Source organism: Finegoldia magna (assembly GCF_003182075.1).
Taxonomy (GTDB): Bacteria; Bacillota; Clostridia; order Tissierellales; family Peptoniphilaceae; genus Finegoldia; species Finegoldia magna.
In genome coordinates this window covers 65,048-83,343 of the sequence record NZ_QGTH01000002.1, presented here as the reverse complement: position 1 = coordinate 83,343, position 18,296 = coordinate 65,048, and the positions used below count along the sequence as shown (strand labels likewise).

Below are 18,296 nucleotides of genomic sequence, written 5' to 3'. Positions count from 1 at the left end.
TATACCATAAGTAAAATTAATATTTTTTAATCTAGGAGGATTTATGAAAAAAAAAGATATTATAAAGGCAACTCTTGTTGCAGCTTTATCAGTTTCATCAGTTTCCTTTATGTGCAGTGATACAGTTTTTGCAAAAACTGAAGATATTAAAAATATTATTGATAAGGAAAAATCTATAGAATATAAGCAGGATGAAAATAAGCTTACGAATGAGACGTTAAAAGTCAATAAAGAAAATTCGAACAAAACAAACGATGAAAAGTTATCAGTAATTACCAAAGAAGATATTAAAGAGGATTCTGTAATTGATAATAAAAATACTTCCGATAACAAATATTCAAACAAAGAAGTATCAAAAGGAAATGAATTGCATAAAGCAGATGAAATTCTAAACATTTCTAAAAAAGAAGAGGATAGAGTTGTATACATAGCTGAATTTAGGAATAAGGAGGATGGTCAGAAAGCAATTAAAGAACTATCTAATTTTAAAAATACTAAAGTTTTGTATACTTATAATACGATTTTCAATGGTTGTGCTATAGAAACAAATCGAGATAATTTGGACAAAATTAAACTTATTGAAGGCATTTCATCAGTCGAAAAATCACAAAAAATTCAACCGATGATGAACAATGCTCGAAAGGAAATAGGAGTTGATGAATCCATAGATTACCTAAAAGCAATCAATGCTCAATTTGGCAAAAACTTTGATGGTAGAGGAATGGTAATTGCAAATATTGATACTGGAACTGATTACAGACACAAAGCCATGAGAATTGACGAAGATGCGAAATCATCGATGAAATATAAGAAAGATGATTTACAAGGAACTGACAAGTACTTTTGGTTGAGTGATAAAATACCTCACGCTTTTAACTATTATAATGGTGGCAAAATCACTGTCGAAAAATATGATGATGGTTCAGATTATCATGATCCACACGGTATGCATATAGCAGGAATTCTTGCTGGAAATGATACTGATGAGGACATAGCTAATTATAATGGTATTGATGGGATTGCTCCAAACGCTCAAATATTTTCTTATAAGATGTATTCTGATTCAGGTGATGGATTTGCCGGTGATGAAACGATGTTTCATGCTATTGAAGATGCAATCAAGCATAAGGTCGATGTAGTATCTGTATCATCAGGTTTTACAGGAACAGGACTAGTAGGAGAAAAATATTGGCAGGCTGTTAGAGCTTTGAGAAAAGCTGGCATTCCTATGGTTGTAGCAACTGGAAACTACGCAACAGCTGCATCAAGCTCATCATGGGACTTGGCTGCAAATAACCAACTAAAGATGATTGATACAGGCAATGTAACTAGAACTGCTGCACATGAAGATGCTATCGCGGTCGCATCAGCTAAAAATCAAATAGTAGAGTTTGACAAGGTCAATATTGGTGGAGAAAGCTTTAAGTATAGAAATATCGGTACCTTCTTCGATAAGGATAAGATTATTAGAAATGAAGACGGAAGCAAGCTATCTGACAAAGTAAAATTTGTTTATATAGGCAAGGGTCAAGATGAAGATCTAGTTGGTCTTAATCTTAAAGGCAAAATTGCCGTTATGGATAGAATCTATACCAAAGATTTAAAATATGCCTTTAAAAAAGCTGCCGATAAGGGTGCTCGTGCAATCATGGTTGTAAATACAGTTAACTACTACAACAGAGATAACTGGACAGAGCTTCCAGCCATGGGTTACGAAGAAGATGAAGGAACAACTTGTCAAGTATTTTCAGTATCAGGTGATGATGGTCTAAAGATTTGGAATATGATTAATCCAGCAAATAAAACAGAGGTTAAAAGAAATAAAAAGGAAGACTTCAAAGATAAGCTTGACCAATACTATCCAATTGACATGGAAAGCTTCAACAAAAACCGTCCAAAGCTTGGTGATGAGAAAGAGCTAGCCTTTAACTTTGCTCCTGATACAGATAAGGAACTTTACAAGGAAGAAGTAATAGTTCCAGCAGCTTCTACATCTTGGGGTCCAAGGGTTGACCTCCTCCTAAAGCCAGATGTATCAGCACCAGGAAAGAACATCAAATCAACTCTAAATGTAATTGACGGCAAGTCAACTTATGGTTATATGTCAGGAACAAGTATGGCAACACCAGTAGTTGCAGCATCAACAGTATTGATTAGACCAAAACTAAAAGAGATGCTCGCAAAACCTGTCTTAAAAAACCTAACAGGTGACGATAAAATCGACTTAACTACTCTTACAAAGATTGCCTTACAAAACACAGCAAGACCTATGATGGATCCAACAGGTTGGAAGGAGAAATCACTATATTATGCTTCACCAAGACAACAAGGCGCTGGTCTTATTAACGTAGCTAATGCACTAAGAAATGACGTTATAGCTAGCTTTAAGAATTTAGACTCTGAAGGTTTGGTAAATTCATATGGATCTATTTCACTTAAAGAGATTAAGGGCGATAAAAAATATTTCACAATTAAATTAATTAATACATCAGATAGACCTCTAACATTTAAAGCTTCATCATCTGCAATCACAACAGATTTCTTAACCAATAGACTAAAACTTGATGAAACTTACAAGGATGAAAAATCTCAAGATGGAAAACAAATTGTTCCAGAAATCCATCCTGAAGTAATTAATGGAGCAAAGATAACATTCGAATACGATACATTTACCATAAAACCAAATTCAAGTTTTGACTTAAATGCTGTAATAGATGTTGGAGATGCTAAAGATAAAAATAAATTTGTAGAATCCTTCATTAGATTTGAATCTAAAGAAGAAGTTGAGGCAATGTGCGGTAAGGGAAACAAGACAGTTTTTCAACCATCTCTATCAATGCCACTTATGGGCTTTGCTGGAAATTGGAACAAGGAGCCAATCCTTGACAAGTGGGCTTGGGAAGAAGGTTCAAAATCAAAGACAATGGAAGGTTATGATGACGATGGTAAACCAAAAATACCTGGAACCTTGAATAAGGGTATAGGTGGAGAACACGACATCGATAAATTCAATCCAGCTGCCGTTATCCAAAACAGAAAAGATGGAAATACAAAATCACTTGATCAAGACCCTGACTTATTTGCATTAAATAACAACCAAGGATTAACTGATGCATCTAATAGCGGCTCAAAAGTAGCAAGAGTTTACCCACTCGATTCTAAAGGACAAACTCAAGAAGTACAAATAGAAAGAGGGCTAACCCCTTCACCACTTGTTCTAAGAAGTGCAAAAGAAGGACAAATATCAATCGTAAATACCGATAAAGAAGGAGAAGGTCAAAAAGATCTTAAAGTAATAACTAAAGAGCATTTTATTAGAGGTATCTTAAACTCTAAGAGAAATGACGCTAAGGGTATAAAATCTTCTAAGCTAAAAGTTATGGGAGATTTAAAATGGGATGGATTAATCTACAACCCAAGAGGAAGAGAAGAAGGCGCTAATGATGATAATAATAACCAAGACTTGGAAACAAAACTTAGGGGTCAATTTGAACCAATAGCTGAGGGTCAATACTTCTACAAGTTCAAATATAGATTAACCAAGGATTATCCATGGCAAGTTTCTTATATACCAGTAAAAATTGACAATACAGCTCCAACAATTGTTGATGTTGATTTCTCTAATCCAGACAAAATCAAATTAATAGCAAAAGATACCTACCACAAGGTAAAAGATAAGTATAAAAACGAAACCTTGTTTGTAAGAGATCAAAAGAACCATCCAGATAAATTTGAAGAAGTAGCCAACGAAGTATGGTATGCAGGTGCAGCTATAGTTGACGAGAATGGTGATGTTGAAAGAAACCTTGATGTTAAATATGCAGGAGAAGGCGAAGGAAGACACAGAAAGCTTGATGAAAAAGGAAATACTATCTACGAAATTAAAGGAGCTGGAGATTTAAGAGGAAAAATCATAGAGGTAATCGCCCTAGATGGTGCAAGCAACTTCACCAAAATCCATAGGATTAAATTTGATAATAAAGCTGACGCAAAAGGAATGATTTCTTATTACCTAGTAGATCCTGAGACAGATGCTTCTTCTTACAAAAAACTAGGTGAAATTTCTGAAGAAAAACTCAAAAATGCTCAAAGTCCAGAAGCTTCAAATAAGGCAGAAGAAAAGAAAGATACTTTTGATGAAAATCCTATAGAGGGACCTTCAAATCTAGAGTTAAACAAAGAAATCTCTACTGTTAGAGGCTTTGAAGATAAAGACCTAAAGAAACTAGTTAAAAAGAAATATAAGCAAGAATACGACTATGTAAATGGTGGAAAAAGAACAGTAGAACTTGATTATCAATATGATGAAAATGGAAATATAAAAGCCTATGAAGATGGAAGTGCTCTAGAATATGAAACTGAGAAACTTGATGATGTTAAATCAAAGCTTGGTGGAGTATTAAGCCCATCAAAGGATGGACATTTTGAAATTCTTGGAAAAGTAAGTAATGTATCAAAAGATGCTAAGGCTTACTATGGTAATGACTTTAAATTAATAGAAATTAAGGCAAGTAAATACGACCCACAAACAAAAACTCTAACCTTTGACTTATTTGCAAACACAAATGATGTAGTCGATGGTCTATCCTTTACTGGAGATATGAATATCCTTGTAAAAGATAAGGACCAAACAAAAGCTAAAACTATAATAAGGATGCCAGAAAAGAAGGATGAAGCAGAGGAAGCTTCACCATATGCTTCAAGCTACGGAAATATTATCGAACTAGGTGAAGGTGAGCTTACAAAACAAAAACCACAAGATCCAAGCAAGATGGATACAAACAAGATGTTCTTCGATCAAGAAAAGGGTCAATATGTATTAAATGATAATATGATTGTAAGAAAGGGATATGCCCTAAGAGTTACTACATTTAACCCAGGAAAAACTGACATGCTCGATGGCAATGGAGTTTATAGCAAGGCAGATATAGAAAAAATCCAAAAGACTGCCCCTAACATCAAGGTCCTATCACAAAAAACAATCTACTGTGATAGTAGAAATGTTCAAGATGGAAGAAGCACTCAATCGGTTCTTATGTCAGCATTGGATGGTTTTAATATAGTTAGATACCAAGTATTCAAATTCAAAACTAATGATAAGGGAGAGGCTATAGATAAGGATGGAAAGCTTGTAGATGATCCTTATAAACTAGTTCTTCTTGGCAAAGATGGCAAGGAATATATCGGAGATGATAAATCAAACGTTGAAGCCATTAAAGAAGACGGTGCAATGCTATTTATCGATACAAAGCCTGTGAATCTATCAATGGATAAAAATTACTTTAATCCTTCTAAATCTAATAAGATTTACGTAAGAAATCCAGAATTTTATCTAAAAGGAAAAATTTCTGATAAAGGTGGATTTAACTGGGAAATGAGAGTTAATGAGTCAGTTGTAGATAATTATTTAATATATGGTGATTTACACATTGACAATACAAGAGACTTTAATATAAAACTTGATGTAAAAGATGGGGATATCATGGATTGGGGAATGAAAGATTATAAGGCAAATGGATTCCCAGATGAAGTTAAAGATATGGACAGAAATGTATTCTTAAAAACAGGTTATTCTTCAATGAACGCAAAGGCGGTAGGAGTTCACTATCAATTCTTATATGATAATGTAAAACCTACAGTTGAGATGAGCGAAGATGGTAAAATATCTATTGAATATGCAAAAAATAAATTTATTAAATTTAACATATTTGATAAAAGAGATAATAACAAAGATGGAGAAATACAAGAACAACACATCTATGTAAATGGAAAAGAATACAAATCACTAGATGATATTAAAGATATCAAAGATAGTGAATTAAAAATCAAATTTGTAGTAAAAGACTTTGCAAGAAATACTACAGTAAAAGAATTTAACTTAGACAAAAATACTGGAACGGTAGAGCTTATCAAGCCAGAAAAAGTCAAGCTTACTATAGATAATAAGGATAATGAACTAGTAAAAGGTGAAGATTTCGTTCTTCCAGCTTATAATGGAGAAGTAGCAGAAGGATATCAATTTGATGGCTGGGAAATTTCAGGAGTAAAGGACAAAAAAGAATCAGGTTATGTTTTGTTCGTAACAAAAGCAACAACAATAAATCCAACTTTTAAGAAAATTAAGGTAAAAGAACAAGAAGAAAACAAACCTACATTCGATATTAATAAGAAAAAGGAAACGTCTCAAGAAAATACTTGCCAACCAAAAGAAATAGAAGATTCAACAGACGTATCAAGTGACGATAATTTAAATCAATCGGATTTAGCTAATGATACTGAAGTTAAAATTTCTGATGATAAAAAAATAGCTCTGAAAGCAAAAATAATGTTAATGTTGATAAGTCTGAAACAAATGAAAAAGAAGAAATAAAGACTAGTAAATCTTCAAACAAAAAGAACGACAAAGCTTATAAACTAGGTGAAAAAGACTCCGTTACAACAGTTGAAATCAACAAGACTACTGACAAAACAAATTCACCTAATAAAATTTATAAAAGCAGAAATATTAAAGGTAATGTGATTAGAAAAAATCAGCATATATTACCAAAAGCTGGGAATATTAGCGAAATCATAATGATGTCGGCAGCAGGATTTATGTCAGTAGCAGGTGCATTCTTTGGATTTAAGAAAAAAGACAAAAACGAAGAGAAATAATAGTATAGCAATACAAAAGTTTTAGTTTTTTTAAGAGACTGTGAAATAGTTTGTGTATAGAATCCTCCTGATATAATAGTAATCAGGAGGAGCTGATACACAAAACTTTTCATATACCCTACCCATGTCAGTTGTTATTTGTGTGTATGGTTTTTATACTTTAAAGTTTCTTTTTATTTTGTTGTCTGCTATTTTCCCTACTTGTCATTTGTAGGATGAGTATTTTGTTTTCTATTTCCATATCTTTATTTGGTCTATTTATGCGTTTTTGCCAATACATATATGTTGATTTTGGAAGATTAAAGTATTTTAACAAGTCTTTTAATTTGTATTTATTTCTTAAAATCCCGATTGTTTCAGTAATTGTCTTATTTCTGCATCTGTCATTTGAGACAATTCTATCTTTTTTTTTGCATCATTTTCTAATTGAAGCCAATAGTTTTTTTCTTCTACTTTCTTTATTTTTTATTTTAATTGTGACTGTGTTAATGAATTATTTTCTAAATTAGTTAAGTTTTATGATGAATCTTTTTTGATATCTTTTGATATCTTTTGATATCTTTGTTGACTTTAGCATTTTTGGAGGTTTTCCTCTCTTTTTGAGTTTTAGTCCTTCTATGCCTTTTTCTCTAAAGTCATTTACCATCTTATTATTAAACCTTTATCAGGTATGCAATATTTTTCTGATAAATATTTATATGATATGCTAGATTTTAAATATTCTTTTGCTACTTTTACTTTAAATTCTGTTCTATATTTTGCCATTAAAAACTGACCTCTTTAAGTTAGTTTTTAGGTCCAACTTTTGAGGTCAGTTCAGATTTTATACATAAATTATTTTGCTATTAAATTTATTCTGTTATATCTTCGCCGTTGTAAGCGTGAGTATATATCATTTTAACTATTTCTGGATTTGATTCACGTGGGTTTGTCAAAGTACATGGATCTTCATAAGCGTTCTTGCTCATTTCATCTAATACTTCGTCAAATTTTTCTTTGTTAAATCCGAATTTTTCTTCAACTTCTTTCAATGTTGGTGGAATACCAACTTTTTTAGCTAATTCTCTAACAGCGATTGGATAATCTTCAACATTTAATTCTTTTTCAATCCAATCAACTTTGTCAGTAGCTTTTCTGTTAAATTGTGTGATGTATGGAAGTAGAATTGCGTTAGCAAGTCCATGGGTAATTCCAAATTCTCCACCAATTTTGTGTGCTAATGAGTGAACTAAACCAAGAGAAGCTGATGTGAATGCGATACCTGCCATTGTTGATGCATTATGCATTTTTTCACGAGCTTCCATGTCATCTGGATTTTCACAAGCTTTTGGTAAATATTCAAATACCAATTTCAATGCGTGAATTGCAAGTGCATCAGTATAATCGTTAGCTATATTAGATACTAATGCTTCAGTTGCGTGTGCTACAACGTCCATACCAGTATTTGCTGTAACTGATTTTGGCATCTTAGATGGTAGGACTGGATCTACTATAGCGATGTCTGGAACGATGTGGTCAGATACCAATGGGTATTTGATGTGTTTTTCTGTGTCAGTGATTACTGAGAATGCTGTGATTTCACTTGCTGTACCAGAAGTTGATGGAATTCCTACAAATTTTGCTTTTTTACGAAGTTCTGGAAGTGATCCTGGTTCGATAATGTCTTCGAATTTTAATTCAGGATGTTCATAAAAAGCCCACATACATTTTGCAGCGTCCATTGCAGAACCGCCACCTAATGCTACAATCCAATCTGGTTGGAATTCTTGCATTTTCTTAGCGCCTGCTTCAACAGTTGTAACTGATGGATTTTCTTCAACGCCATCAAAAACACATACTTTCATGTTTGCTTTCTTCAATTCTTCACAAGCTCTGTCTACGAAACCGTTTTTCTTCATAGAATTACCGCCTGTAACTATGATTGCTTTCTTACCTTTTAATTCACTTAATTTTGAAAAAGCTCCTTCTCCAAAGTGAATAAAACCTGGAATATGAAGTACTCCGTTTGCCATAATAAATCACTCCTTTTGTAATTTGTACAAAAACTTATATGTTTCTGCTATAATAATATTATATCAATATTGGAATCGTTTAGTCAAATAAAAAACGAAATATTTAACGAATAAATCATATAGTGTTAAAGTATTTTAGCACGACAAATAACAACGATATTTTAAAACGTTCTTTTATAATTTGAAAAGAGTTTCATAAAAATTTGGGAAATCAAAAAGGGGGAATAAAATGTCAGAAGAAAATAAAACGAAAAATGTGAAGAAAAAAATATGGATTATTTTGGTAGTTGTACTTATATTTTTGGCGTCGTGCAGTGCATTGGTGTTCAAATCAGCAGGATTTCAAAGATTTAAGAAAAATGTAAAAAGTGAGTACAGCGGTGGAATCAAAAGAGAGATTATAATTTACAACGCAGAAGGAAAAGAAATTTTCAAGAAATCAGGCAAATTTGATTTTACTTACGATGACAAATGCATCGAATACATTGATACGCAAACTAATTTGAAACACAACGTGTTTGCAGGAGATAATTCGACAGTAATTATTAATGAATTGAAATAACAAAAAGCAAATAAAATAAGGTAGCCTATATAAGGCTACCTTTTTTAGTGGTGGAGATGAGGAGATTCGAACTCCTGTCCAAAAATATATCCCTAAGAACTTCTCCGAGTGCAGTCAATTAAGTTTTATTCGTCGATCAAAATTTAATTGACAAAACTATGATTGATATATCCTCTTAAATAATCTCATATACCAGAGGAAAATATACGAGATGTTCCTGCTAATTAGTTGAGATTCAAAAAGAAAACGCAGGACGATTTTCTAGTTTTTGAATCGGCCGCCGTTATTAGGCAGCTAATGCGAAGTTATTATCTTCAGCGTTTATATTTAGTTGTCCTTTTTTTACGTTTGTAGACGAAAACGACTCGCTATTCAAACTTCAATATCCCTGTCGAAACCAAGACATCCCCATATTTTTGTAACTATATTTTATCATAAAATGTGTAATTCTTCAAATAATTGATAAATACATAAACATATTATAAAATGTAATTAATAAAATATTTGGAGGTTTTTATGAAAATAGCAATAGCAGCCGATCACGGTGGATTTGAATTAAAAGATTCAATGGTTGAATATATAAAAAGTTTAGGAAATGAAGTTATGGATTTGGGAACAAATTCAGCTGATTCAGTAGATTATCCAGATTATGCGAAGAAGGTTTGCGAAGAAATCCAACAAGGAAATTCTGATTTAGGGATTTTGATTTGTGGGACAGGAATTGGTATGAGCTTGGCAGCGAACAAATTTGAAGGAATAAGAGCAGCTTGTGTGTCTGATGTATACAGTGCGAAAATGAGTAGAAATCACAACAACGCAAATGTGCTTTGCATCGGAGCGCGTGTAATTGGAGATGAGGTTGCGAAACTTATCATCAAAACTTTCTTGGAAAATGAATTCGAAGCTGGTCGTCACCAAAGAAGAGTGGATAAGATAATGGCTTTCGAAAAAGAAAACAAGGGATTATAAAATGTCAAAAAAAGCTTTAATTATTGACGGTTCATCGCTTTTATTCAGAGGCTTTTACGCTATCAGAGATTTGACTACAAAAGACGGAGTGCATACTAATGGTGTGTTTGGTTTTATGAATATGTATTATTCTGTTATGGATAAACTCGATCCAGAGCTTGTGGTTGTATGTTTTGATAGAAAAGAGCCAACTTTTAGACACGAAAAATATTCTGAATATAAGGGTAATCGCCAAGAAACTCCAGAAGAACTTATCGCACAATTCGATATGCTTAAAGAATTGTTACAAGCAATGGGAGTTTCATACATTGATTTAAAAGGATATGAAGCAGACGACATCGCTGGAACTTTGGCAAAACAAGCTTCATCAAAAAACTACGATGTGTATTTATTGACTGGTGACAAGGATTATCTTCAACTTATCGACGAAAATACAAAAGTTGTTCTTACAAAAAGAGGAATTACTGAAATAAAAATCTACGATGTGGATACTTTAAAAGAAGAATACGGAATTACTCCTAAGCAAATGATTGATTTGAAAGGCTTGATGGGGGATAAATCAGACAATATTCCGGGGATTGATGGAGTTGGAGAGAAGACTGCTCTTAAATACATTCAAAAATACGGAAGTATTGAAGGATTGTACGAGAACGTAGATGAAATATCAGGCAAGAAAACAAAACAAAAAGTCATCGATGGTGAGGAAATCGCATATCTAAGTAGAGAACTTGGAACGATAAACATAGATGTTCCAAAAGATTTAATGGGATTTGGAATTGATGATTGTAATATAAAAGAAGCTGATAAGAATCATTTGATTGAAGTTCTTACTAAACTAGAATTCAATAGTTTTATCAAAAAACTTCCAAACGAAGAATCTAGTGTAAAGTTTGAATACGAAAACTTAGATGAAAATGTAGATGAGATTAAAGCTTATATTAAAGAAAATAAAAAGTTTACTTTTGCATTGTTTAACGATGGTTACTATGTCGACAATGAGCCTGTGATTTTTGCGATTTATACTGATAAGGTGTACATCACAAGAAACGTAGACATTGTAAAATCATTTAAGGAAGAATTCGAATCAAAAGACATCAACAAGCTATCATTTGATATCAAGCCATGTATTTATCATTTGATGCGTTATGGCATCGACATTTCGTACAATTACGACGATGTTGTCATCATAGAATACTTGCTCGATCCTTCGAAGACAAGTTATAGCATGGAAAGGTCTGACCCTAAAGTTATAGGCTATGATTTCAAGCCGCTTGAAGATATTACTGGTAAAGGCAGATCCAAGAAGACTATTTTGGAATCAGATGACAAAGAAATCGACAATTACGTAGTAAAATACATGATGTTCACAAATAAATTGTACGAAAAGATTTCTGAAATCGAAGAAGAGGATATGATGCATCTTTACAGAGATGTTGAAATTCCTTTGATAAAAGTGTTGTGCGATATGGAATTTACGGGAGTTTGTGTAGAAAAAGAAACTTTGGTTGAGATGGGAGAACTTTTCGAAGACGAGATAAAATCAATCGAAGACAGTGTTGAAGAACTCATTGGAAAGAAAATCAACATCAATTCATCAAAGCAATTGGCAGAAGTGTTGTTTGAAGATTTAGAACTTCCTGTAATAAAAAAGAACAAAACTGGTCCATCGACAGATCAAGAAGTTTTGGAGGCTTTAAGTGGTAGACACGAAATCATCGACTACATTTTAAGATACAGAACTATCGCGAAACTCAAAACAACATATATCGATGGAATGGTTGATTTAATCAAAGAAGACGGCAAAATCCACACTACATTCCAACAAACTATCGCACAAACTGGAAGAATTAGTTCTACTAACCCTAATTTGCAAAATATTCCTATCAGAACTGAAGAAGGAAGACTTATCAGAAAAGCATTTGTTCCAATCAAAGGAAGTGTACTGTTGGATGCGGATTATTCTCAAATAGAGCTAAGGGTATTGGCTGATTTGGCAAACGACGAAGTGATGATTAATGCATTCAAAAACGGAGCAGACATTCACAGAAAAACTGCCAGCGAAGTGTTCAAAGTCGATTTTGACAAGGTAACATCACTTCAAAGATCCAACGCAAAGGCTGTAAACTTCGGTATTGTTTACGGAATTGGAGATTATTCTTTGAGTAAAGATTTACACATAACTAGAAAAGAAGCCAAGGAATACATCGAAAATTATTTGAACACGTACAAAGGTATCAAGCAATACATGGAAGATATAGTTGCAATTGGTAAAGAAAAAGGCTACGTTGAAACTATTATGAACAGAAGAAGATACATTCCAGAACTAAAATCCAAAAACTACAATGTTAGAAGCTTTGGAGAACGTGTAGCACTCAACACGCCAATTCAAGGATCAGCAGCGGATATCATTAAAGTTGCGATGGTCAAATTCTACAATAGATTGAATGAAGAAAATCTAAAAGCCAAGTTAATCTTGCAAGTTCACGATGAGCTTATTGTGGATTGTCCACAAGATGAAAGAGAAAAAGTTCTAGAAATAATGAAGGATGTCATGATACATGCTGTTGATTTGAAGGTCGATATGAAGATTGATATTAACAGCGCAGATAATTGGTATGATGCAAAATAAAAAAATCATTGTAGTTTGCGGCAATATCGCCAGTGGGAAAAGTACGGTGTGCAAAAGAATCAGAGAAAAAGGCTTTGTTGTAGTAGATTTGGATGAGATTACTCACCAAATCTATGAACAAGGAACAGATCTTTATTACAAGCTTATAGATGAGTTTGGCGAAGGAATTTTGGACGAAAATTCTAACATCGATAGGAAGAAACTTTCCAACATTGTATTTAATTCAAAAACATTATTAAAAAAGCTTGAAGAATTGACACATACTGATATAATATTAAGAGTAGTAAAAAGAATTAAGAAGGAAAAGTCTGATTTGATTTTTCTAGAAATTTCTATGTATTTGGAAAGCAAAAATTTGGTTGACAAATATATCAAAGTCGATGAAGATTGGGTAGTTGTAGCTGATAGGGACATTAGAATTCAAAGGATAATCGATAGAAACAACTTTGATTACGATACTGCGGTTACAAGAATTAATTCTCAGCTAGATTATGAGAAAAGAATTAATGAATTTGACGAAGTTATTGTAAACAACACGACTGAATCAGATTTAATACTCAAAGTTGACGAACTAATAGATAGGAAAAAATTATGAAATTTATTAAAAGATTTTTAATCACGATTATTTCTATTATTGTGATTGTGTTTTTAGTTGGATTTGGCGTGAGCGCTTATTCTACAGTGACAAGGCCAGTGAAATATGTCGATTTAGTTAATACATACTCAAAAGAATACAACGTTGATCCACTTTTGGTTATGAGTGTCATTAAAGTTGAATCTAACTTTGATCCAAGTGTAAAATCAAAGGCTGGAGCTTTGGGGCTTATGCAATTGATGCCAGACACTGCTGAAAGTATTAACAATATGAGAAATACTCACTTTACAATGGATGATTTGAAAAAACCTGACAAAAACATTGAGATGGGTACTGCATATTTATCGTACTTGTTGCATCATTTCAAAAACCACGATTTGGCGATTGCAGCTTATAACGGCGGAATTGGAAATGTAAAAGAATGGTTGTCGAACGAATCTTTTTCAAAAGATGGTCAAACTTTAGACGATATTCCATCTTCTGAGACGAAATACTACGTTGTAAAGGTTGAAAACCAATACAATATTTACAAGATCTTCTACGAAGATACTAAGCTAGAAGAAAATATGCACAAAAATTTCAAAGTTTGGGGCAAAAATTACATTAAATTAATCAAAAATATTATTAATAAATATTAAAAGACCTTTGTAGAAAAGGTCTTTATCACGCAGGGGTGGTGGAATGGTAGACACGCTGTCTTGAGGGGGCAGTGGGAGTAATCCCGTAAGAGTTCAAGTCTCTTTCTCTGCACCATTTTTTATTTTATTAAAGGGGTGAAAAAATGAGTTTAGAAAATCTGACTTTTAAAGGCGGATTTCACATGGATGATCATAAATCCTATACTCAAAATAGTCCTTTAGATACAAATTTTGAACCTAAAATGGTTTATATTCCATTGCATCAACATATTGGTGCGCCTTGTACACCTACAGTAAAAGTAGGAGATGAGGTAAAAGTGGGCCAAAAAATTGGTGAATCTAAAGCGACTATTTCAGCACCTGTTCACAGTTCAGTTAGTGGAAAGGTTATGAAAATTGAGCAGATGGTATTGTCAAATGGTCAAAAAGGTGAAGTTGTAGTAATCGAATCAGACGGTTTAAACGAATTAGGATACACTGAAACAAATGATGATTTCACACAATTATCAAAAGATGTTATCCTAGAAAGAATAAAAGAAGCTGGTATAGTAGGTTTAGGTGGAGCAGGATTCCCTACTCACATTAAGATGAAGAAAAAACCAGATGTAAAAATCGAAGAAGTAATCTTGAATGGGGCAGAATGTGAACCTTATTTAACTAGTGACCAACTTAATATGGAATTATATCCTCAAAAAGCAATCGGTGGATTGAAAATTATCATGAAATTGATGGATTGTGACAAAGGATACATAGGGGTTGAGGATAACAAACAAAAGGCAATCGGAATTTTGAAAAATGCTGCAAAAGATGAAACAAATATTTCGATTTGTGCTGTTAAAACTAAATACCCACAAGGGGACGAAAGAAGACTTATCAATGCAATTACTGGTAAGAAGATTTCGAAGGCTCAAAGATCAAACGAAAGAGGAGTTCAAGGTTTGAACATTTCAAGTGCTATGGCGATTTACGATGCTGTAGTCCACAGTATTCCTTTGACTCACAGAATAGTTACAATGACAGGTTCAGCTATCAAAGAACCTAAGAATATTTACGTTCCAATCGGCACTAAATTCAAAGATTTAGTGGATTATTGTGACGGATTCAAAGAAACTCCATACAAAATTGTCGTTGGTGGACCTATGATGGGTGCTTGTCAATACAATTTGGATGCTCCAACTGTTAAAACAACAGGCGGAATTATTTTTATGAATGAAAAAGATGCAACTCTTGCTTCTCCAGAACCTTGTATTAAATGTGCTAAGTGCGTGGATGTATGTCCTATCGGCTTATTGCCATTGTTCTTGCAATTAAAATCATTGAACGGTGATTTTGAAGGAGCAGAAAAAATGCATTTGAATGATTGTATAGAATGTGGTACTTGCAGCTATGTTTGTCCATCAAACAGACCATTAGTTGAAGCAATTGTACACGCAAAGACTCAATTAAAAGCACAACAAAGGAAAAGGGGATAGTCTATGGAAAATAAAGAAATTGTACAAAAAGAATACGACTTATCTCATTTAATCGTAGAAGCTGCTCCTCATCAAAGAAGTGCAGTATCTATTCAAAGAATTATGCTTGATGTTATTATTGCTTTAGTTCCTGCTTTGATAGTGAGTGTTTACGAATTCGGAATGAGAAGTTTAGTTTTGGTATTGGCAGCAGTTGCAGCTTGCGTTTTATCAGAATACTGTTATCAAAAAATAATGAAACAACCTTCTACAATTAGCGATTTATCAGCTGTTGTTACAGGTATATTGTTGGCATTTAACGTGCCAGTTACATTACCAATTCCAATGATTATTATAGGATCGGTATTTTCTATTATAATTGTAAAACAATTATTCGGAGGAATTGGATCAAACTTTATGAACCCTGCATTAGCAGGACGTGCTTTCATAATGGCAAGTTGGGCACAAGCAATGAGTAACTACACTGCTCCATTAACACAAAAAGCAGTGGATGCAGAAACTTATGCGACTGTTTTATCAGGTGGTCAACCAGTTAGCTTTATGGATGCATTTTTAGGAAACATGGGTGGTACAATCGGTGAAGTTAGTGCGCTGGCATTACTTATCGGTGTGGCTTATCTATTATACAGAAGAGTAATTAATCTTAGAATTCCATTAGTTTACATTGCAACAACATTTGTAACATTACTTATTTGCGGCGTAGGAATTCAAGATGCATTCATGAACATATTTATTGGTGGTTTAATCTTGGGTGCATTCTACATGGCTACAGATTATTCAACTAGTCCAGTTACTCCAAAAGGACAAATTATATTTGCAATTGGTTGTGGTTTCTTTACAGCTATCATAAGACAATTTGGTAACCTTCCAGAAGGTGTATCTTATGCGATAATCTTCATGAACTGTGCTGTACCATTTATCGATCAATATACAGTTCCAACACCAATTGGTAGAGGAGGTAAACAAGGAATATGAGAAGTTCAATAAATTTAGCTATTAGATTGTTCGTAATAACAGCAATAAGTGCGTTAGTGCTCGCATTTGCAAACCAAGTTACAGAACCGATTATCGAAGCTAAGAGATTAGAAAATTATAAAAAATCTTTGAAAGTAGCTTTTCCTGAAGCGGAATCTTTTAAACCACTTGATGAAGCAAAAATTAAAGATTTGAAAGCAAAAGACGAAAATTTAGATGACGTACAAGAAGCTATCAAAGGTGGAAAACCTGTAGGTCATGTATACAAAGCAATTGGAGCTGGTGGATATTCAGGAAATGTTGTTTTCGTAGTTGGTGTAGACAATGAGAACAAAATCGTTGGATATTCAATTCTTGAATCACAAGAAACTCCAGGAATTGGAAGTAGAATTGGAGATCCAGAATTCGTAGATTCAGTTATTGGGAAATCTATGGAAAAAGAAATATCAGCTGTGAAAAAACCTGAAGCTGACAACGAAATTCAAGCTCTAAGTGGTGCGACTTATTCCACTACAGCAGCCAAAAACGCATTGAACGTATCTCAAAAAGCTAATGCGGGATTAAAATAGGAGGGAAATTATGGAAAAAGGTAAAGCGGCTAAAGTTTTCAAAAGCAGCATTCTTAAGAACAACCCAGTTTTAATCCAATTGGTAGGTTTGTGTTCTGTACTGGGTGTATCAACATCTGTAGAAAATGCAATTGGTATGACTGCGGCGTTCGCATTTGTTTTGATTTGTTCAAACATAGTAATATCATTACTTAGAAATTTTATTCCGGATAAAGTAAGAATTCCGGCATATATAGTTGTAATCGCAACATTCGTAACATTAGTTTCAATGATGCTTCAAGCATTTGTTCCAGCATTATACACTTCATTAGGAGCATTCGTTCCTCTAATCGTTGTAAACTGTATAATCTTAGCGAGAGCCGAATCTTTCGCATCTAAAAATGGCGTATTCTTATCATTGTTAGATGGTATATCAAATGCATTGGGATATGGTATTGTAATCGTATTGGTTGCATTCATCAGAGAGTTATTAGGTTCAGGAAAAATCTTAGGTAAACTTGTAATAGGAGATATTCCTCCAATTGGTATTATGTCAGCAGCTCCAGGAGCATTCATAGTACTTGGAATATTGTTAGCTACTTACAATTCTTTCTTATCAAGACAAGAAAGAAAGAAGAACAATATGAGAGGTGAAGACTAATGTTAGCAAATATATTTAAAATAATAGTTCTTTACTTATTAGTAAACAACTACGTATTTGGTCAATTCTTAGGACTTTGCCCATTGATAGGTGTATCTTCAAAAACAGAAACAGCTATTGGTATGGGTATGGCAGTATTCTTTGTAATCACAATAGCATCTGTCGTTACTTACGTTCTACAAATTCAAATACTAGAAAGATTTCACATTGAATACTTACAAACGATAGTGTTCATATTGGTTATTGCGACATTGGTACAATTCGTAGAAATGGCATTAAAGAAAATGAGTCCAAACTTGTACTCCGCACTTGGTGTGTTTTTGCCTCTTATAACTACAAACTGTATAGTATTGGGTGTTGCATTAGCAAACGTAAAAGAAAAATACAACTTAATTGAAACATTAGCAAGTGCTATTGGTGCTTCACTAGGTTTCATTTTAGCGATAACTTTATTAGCTGCAATCAGAGAAAGAATCGCATTGAACAAAAATATTCCTGAAAGTTTTAAAGGTGTACCAATCGCATTTATTACTATTGGATTAATGGCGATGACATTCTTCGGATTCGGCGGATTGGTATAG

The 18,296-nt window shown here is 33.3% G+C and carries 12 protein-coding genes, 1 tRNA gene, 1 other RNA gene and 1 pseudogene; 12 read left to right on the top strand and 3 right to left on the bottom strand.

The genetic code is table 11. The features are described 5' to 3' along the window. The first annotated feature begins 43 nt into the window (after window positions 1–43). Window positions 44–6,654 (top strand): annotated as a pseudogene (locus tag DES33_RS01555) (S8 family serine peptidase). A gap of 639 nt (window positions 6,655–7,293) precedes the next feature. Here the strand turns inward: DES33_RS01555 and DES33_RS09885 are convergent. Next, complete coding sequence (locus DES33_RS09885) at window positions 7,294–7,419, bottom strand: hypothetical protein (protein ID WP_265334470.1); 126 nt, start codon at window positions 7,417–7,419, stop codon at window positions 7,294–7,296. An 86-nt stretch (window positions 7,420–7,505) separates the two neighbouring features. After that, window positions 7,506–8,666, bottom strand: a complete 1,161-nt coding sequence (locus DES33_RS01550; protein ID WP_110057904.1) for an iron-containing alcohol dehydrogenase — start codon at window positions 8,664–8,666, stop codon at window positions 7,506–7,508. 229 nt (window positions 8,667–8,895) lie between these two features. Between DES33_RS01550 and DES33_RS01545 the strand changes: the two genes are divergently transcribed. Next, window positions 8,896–9,228: a hypothetical protein gene (locus DES33_RS01545; protein WP_094208301.1), complete on the top strand. Its 333-nt coding sequence runs from the start codon at window positions 8,896–8,898 to the stop codon at window positions 9,226–9,228. Window positions 9,229–9,276: 48 nt separating this feature from the next. On the opposite strand, the gene ssrA is transcribed toward DES33_RS01545, so the two are convergent. After that, window positions 9,277–9,638, bottom strand: a transfer-messenger RNA (tmRNA) gene (gene ssrA, locus DES33_RS01540). Window positions 9,639–9,744: 106 nt separating this feature from the next. Between ssrA and rpiB the strand changes: the two genes are divergently transcribed. From rpiB to DES33_RS01490, 10 genes are all read left to right on the top strand, one after another. After that, complete coding sequence (gene rpiB / locus DES33_RS01535; RefSeq protein WP_094224391.1) at window positions 9,745–10,197, top strand: ribose 5-phosphate isomerase B; 453 nt, start codon at window positions 9,745–9,747, stop codon at window positions 10,195–10,197. 1 nt (window position 10,198) lies between these two features. Beyond that, entirely contained in the window at window positions 10,199–12,826 is a 2,628-nt protein-coding gene (polA, locus tag DES33_RS01530) for a DNA polymerase I (RefSeq protein ID WP_094224392.1), read from the top strand. Continuing rightward, window positions 12,813–13,421: a dephospho-CoA kinase gene (gene coaE, locus DES33_RS01525; RefSeq protein WP_227930577.1), complete on the top strand. Its 609-nt coding sequence runs from the start codon at window positions 12,813–12,815 to the stop codon at window positions 13,419–13,421. The genes polA and coaE overlap by 14 nt, the downstream gene beginning before the upstream one ends. Further along, window positions 13,418–14,059, top strand: coding sequence for a lytic transglycosylase domain-containing protein (locus DES33_RS01520; protein ID WP_110057903.1), 642 nt, complete (start codon window positions 13,418–13,420; stop codon window positions 14,057–14,059). The genes coaE and DES33_RS01520 overlap by 4 nt, the downstream gene beginning before the upstream one ends. 29 nt (window positions 14,060–14,088) lie before the next feature. Beyond that, window positions 14,089–14,174, top strand: a tRNA-Leu gene (locus DES33_RS01515). A 28-nt stretch (window positions 14,175–14,202) separates the two neighbouring features. Continuing rightward, window positions 14,203–15,531 (top strand): electron transport complex subunit RsxC, encoded by a 1,329-nt coding sequence (gene rsxC / locus DES33_RS01510; RefSeq protein WP_094224394.1) that lies wholly within the window; start codon window positions 14,203–14,205, stop codon window positions 15,529–15,531. 3 nt (window positions 15,532–15,534) lie between these two features. After that, window positions 15,535–16,506, top strand: coding sequence for an RnfABCDGE type electron transport complex subunit D (locus tag DES33_RS01505; RefSeq protein ID WP_110057902.1), 972 nt, complete (start codon window positions 15,535–15,537; stop codon window positions 16,504–16,506). Then, entirely contained in the window at window positions 16,503–17,075 is a 573-nt protein-coding gene (locus DES33_RS01500) for an RnfABCDGE type electron transport complex subunit G (protein WP_094223212.1), read from the top strand. Before DES33_RS01505 ends, DES33_RS01500 begins: the two co-directional genes overlap by 4 nt. Before the next feature lie 10 nt (window positions 17,076–17,085). Beyond that, window positions 17,086–17,715 carry an electron transport complex subunit RsxE gene (gene rsxE, locus DES33_RS01495; RefSeq protein ID WP_094205309.1) on the top strand — a complete coding sequence of 210 codons (630 nt, stop codon included), beginning with the start codon at window positions 17,086–17,088 and terminating at the stop codon, window positions 17,713–17,715. Further along, a complete protein-coding gene (locus DES33_RS01490) occupies window positions 17,715–18,296 on the top strand; it encodes an electron transport complex protein RnfA (RefSeq protein WP_094205310.1) in 582 nt (193 codons plus the stop codon). Before rsxE ends, DES33_RS01490 begins: the two co-directional genes overlap by 1 nt.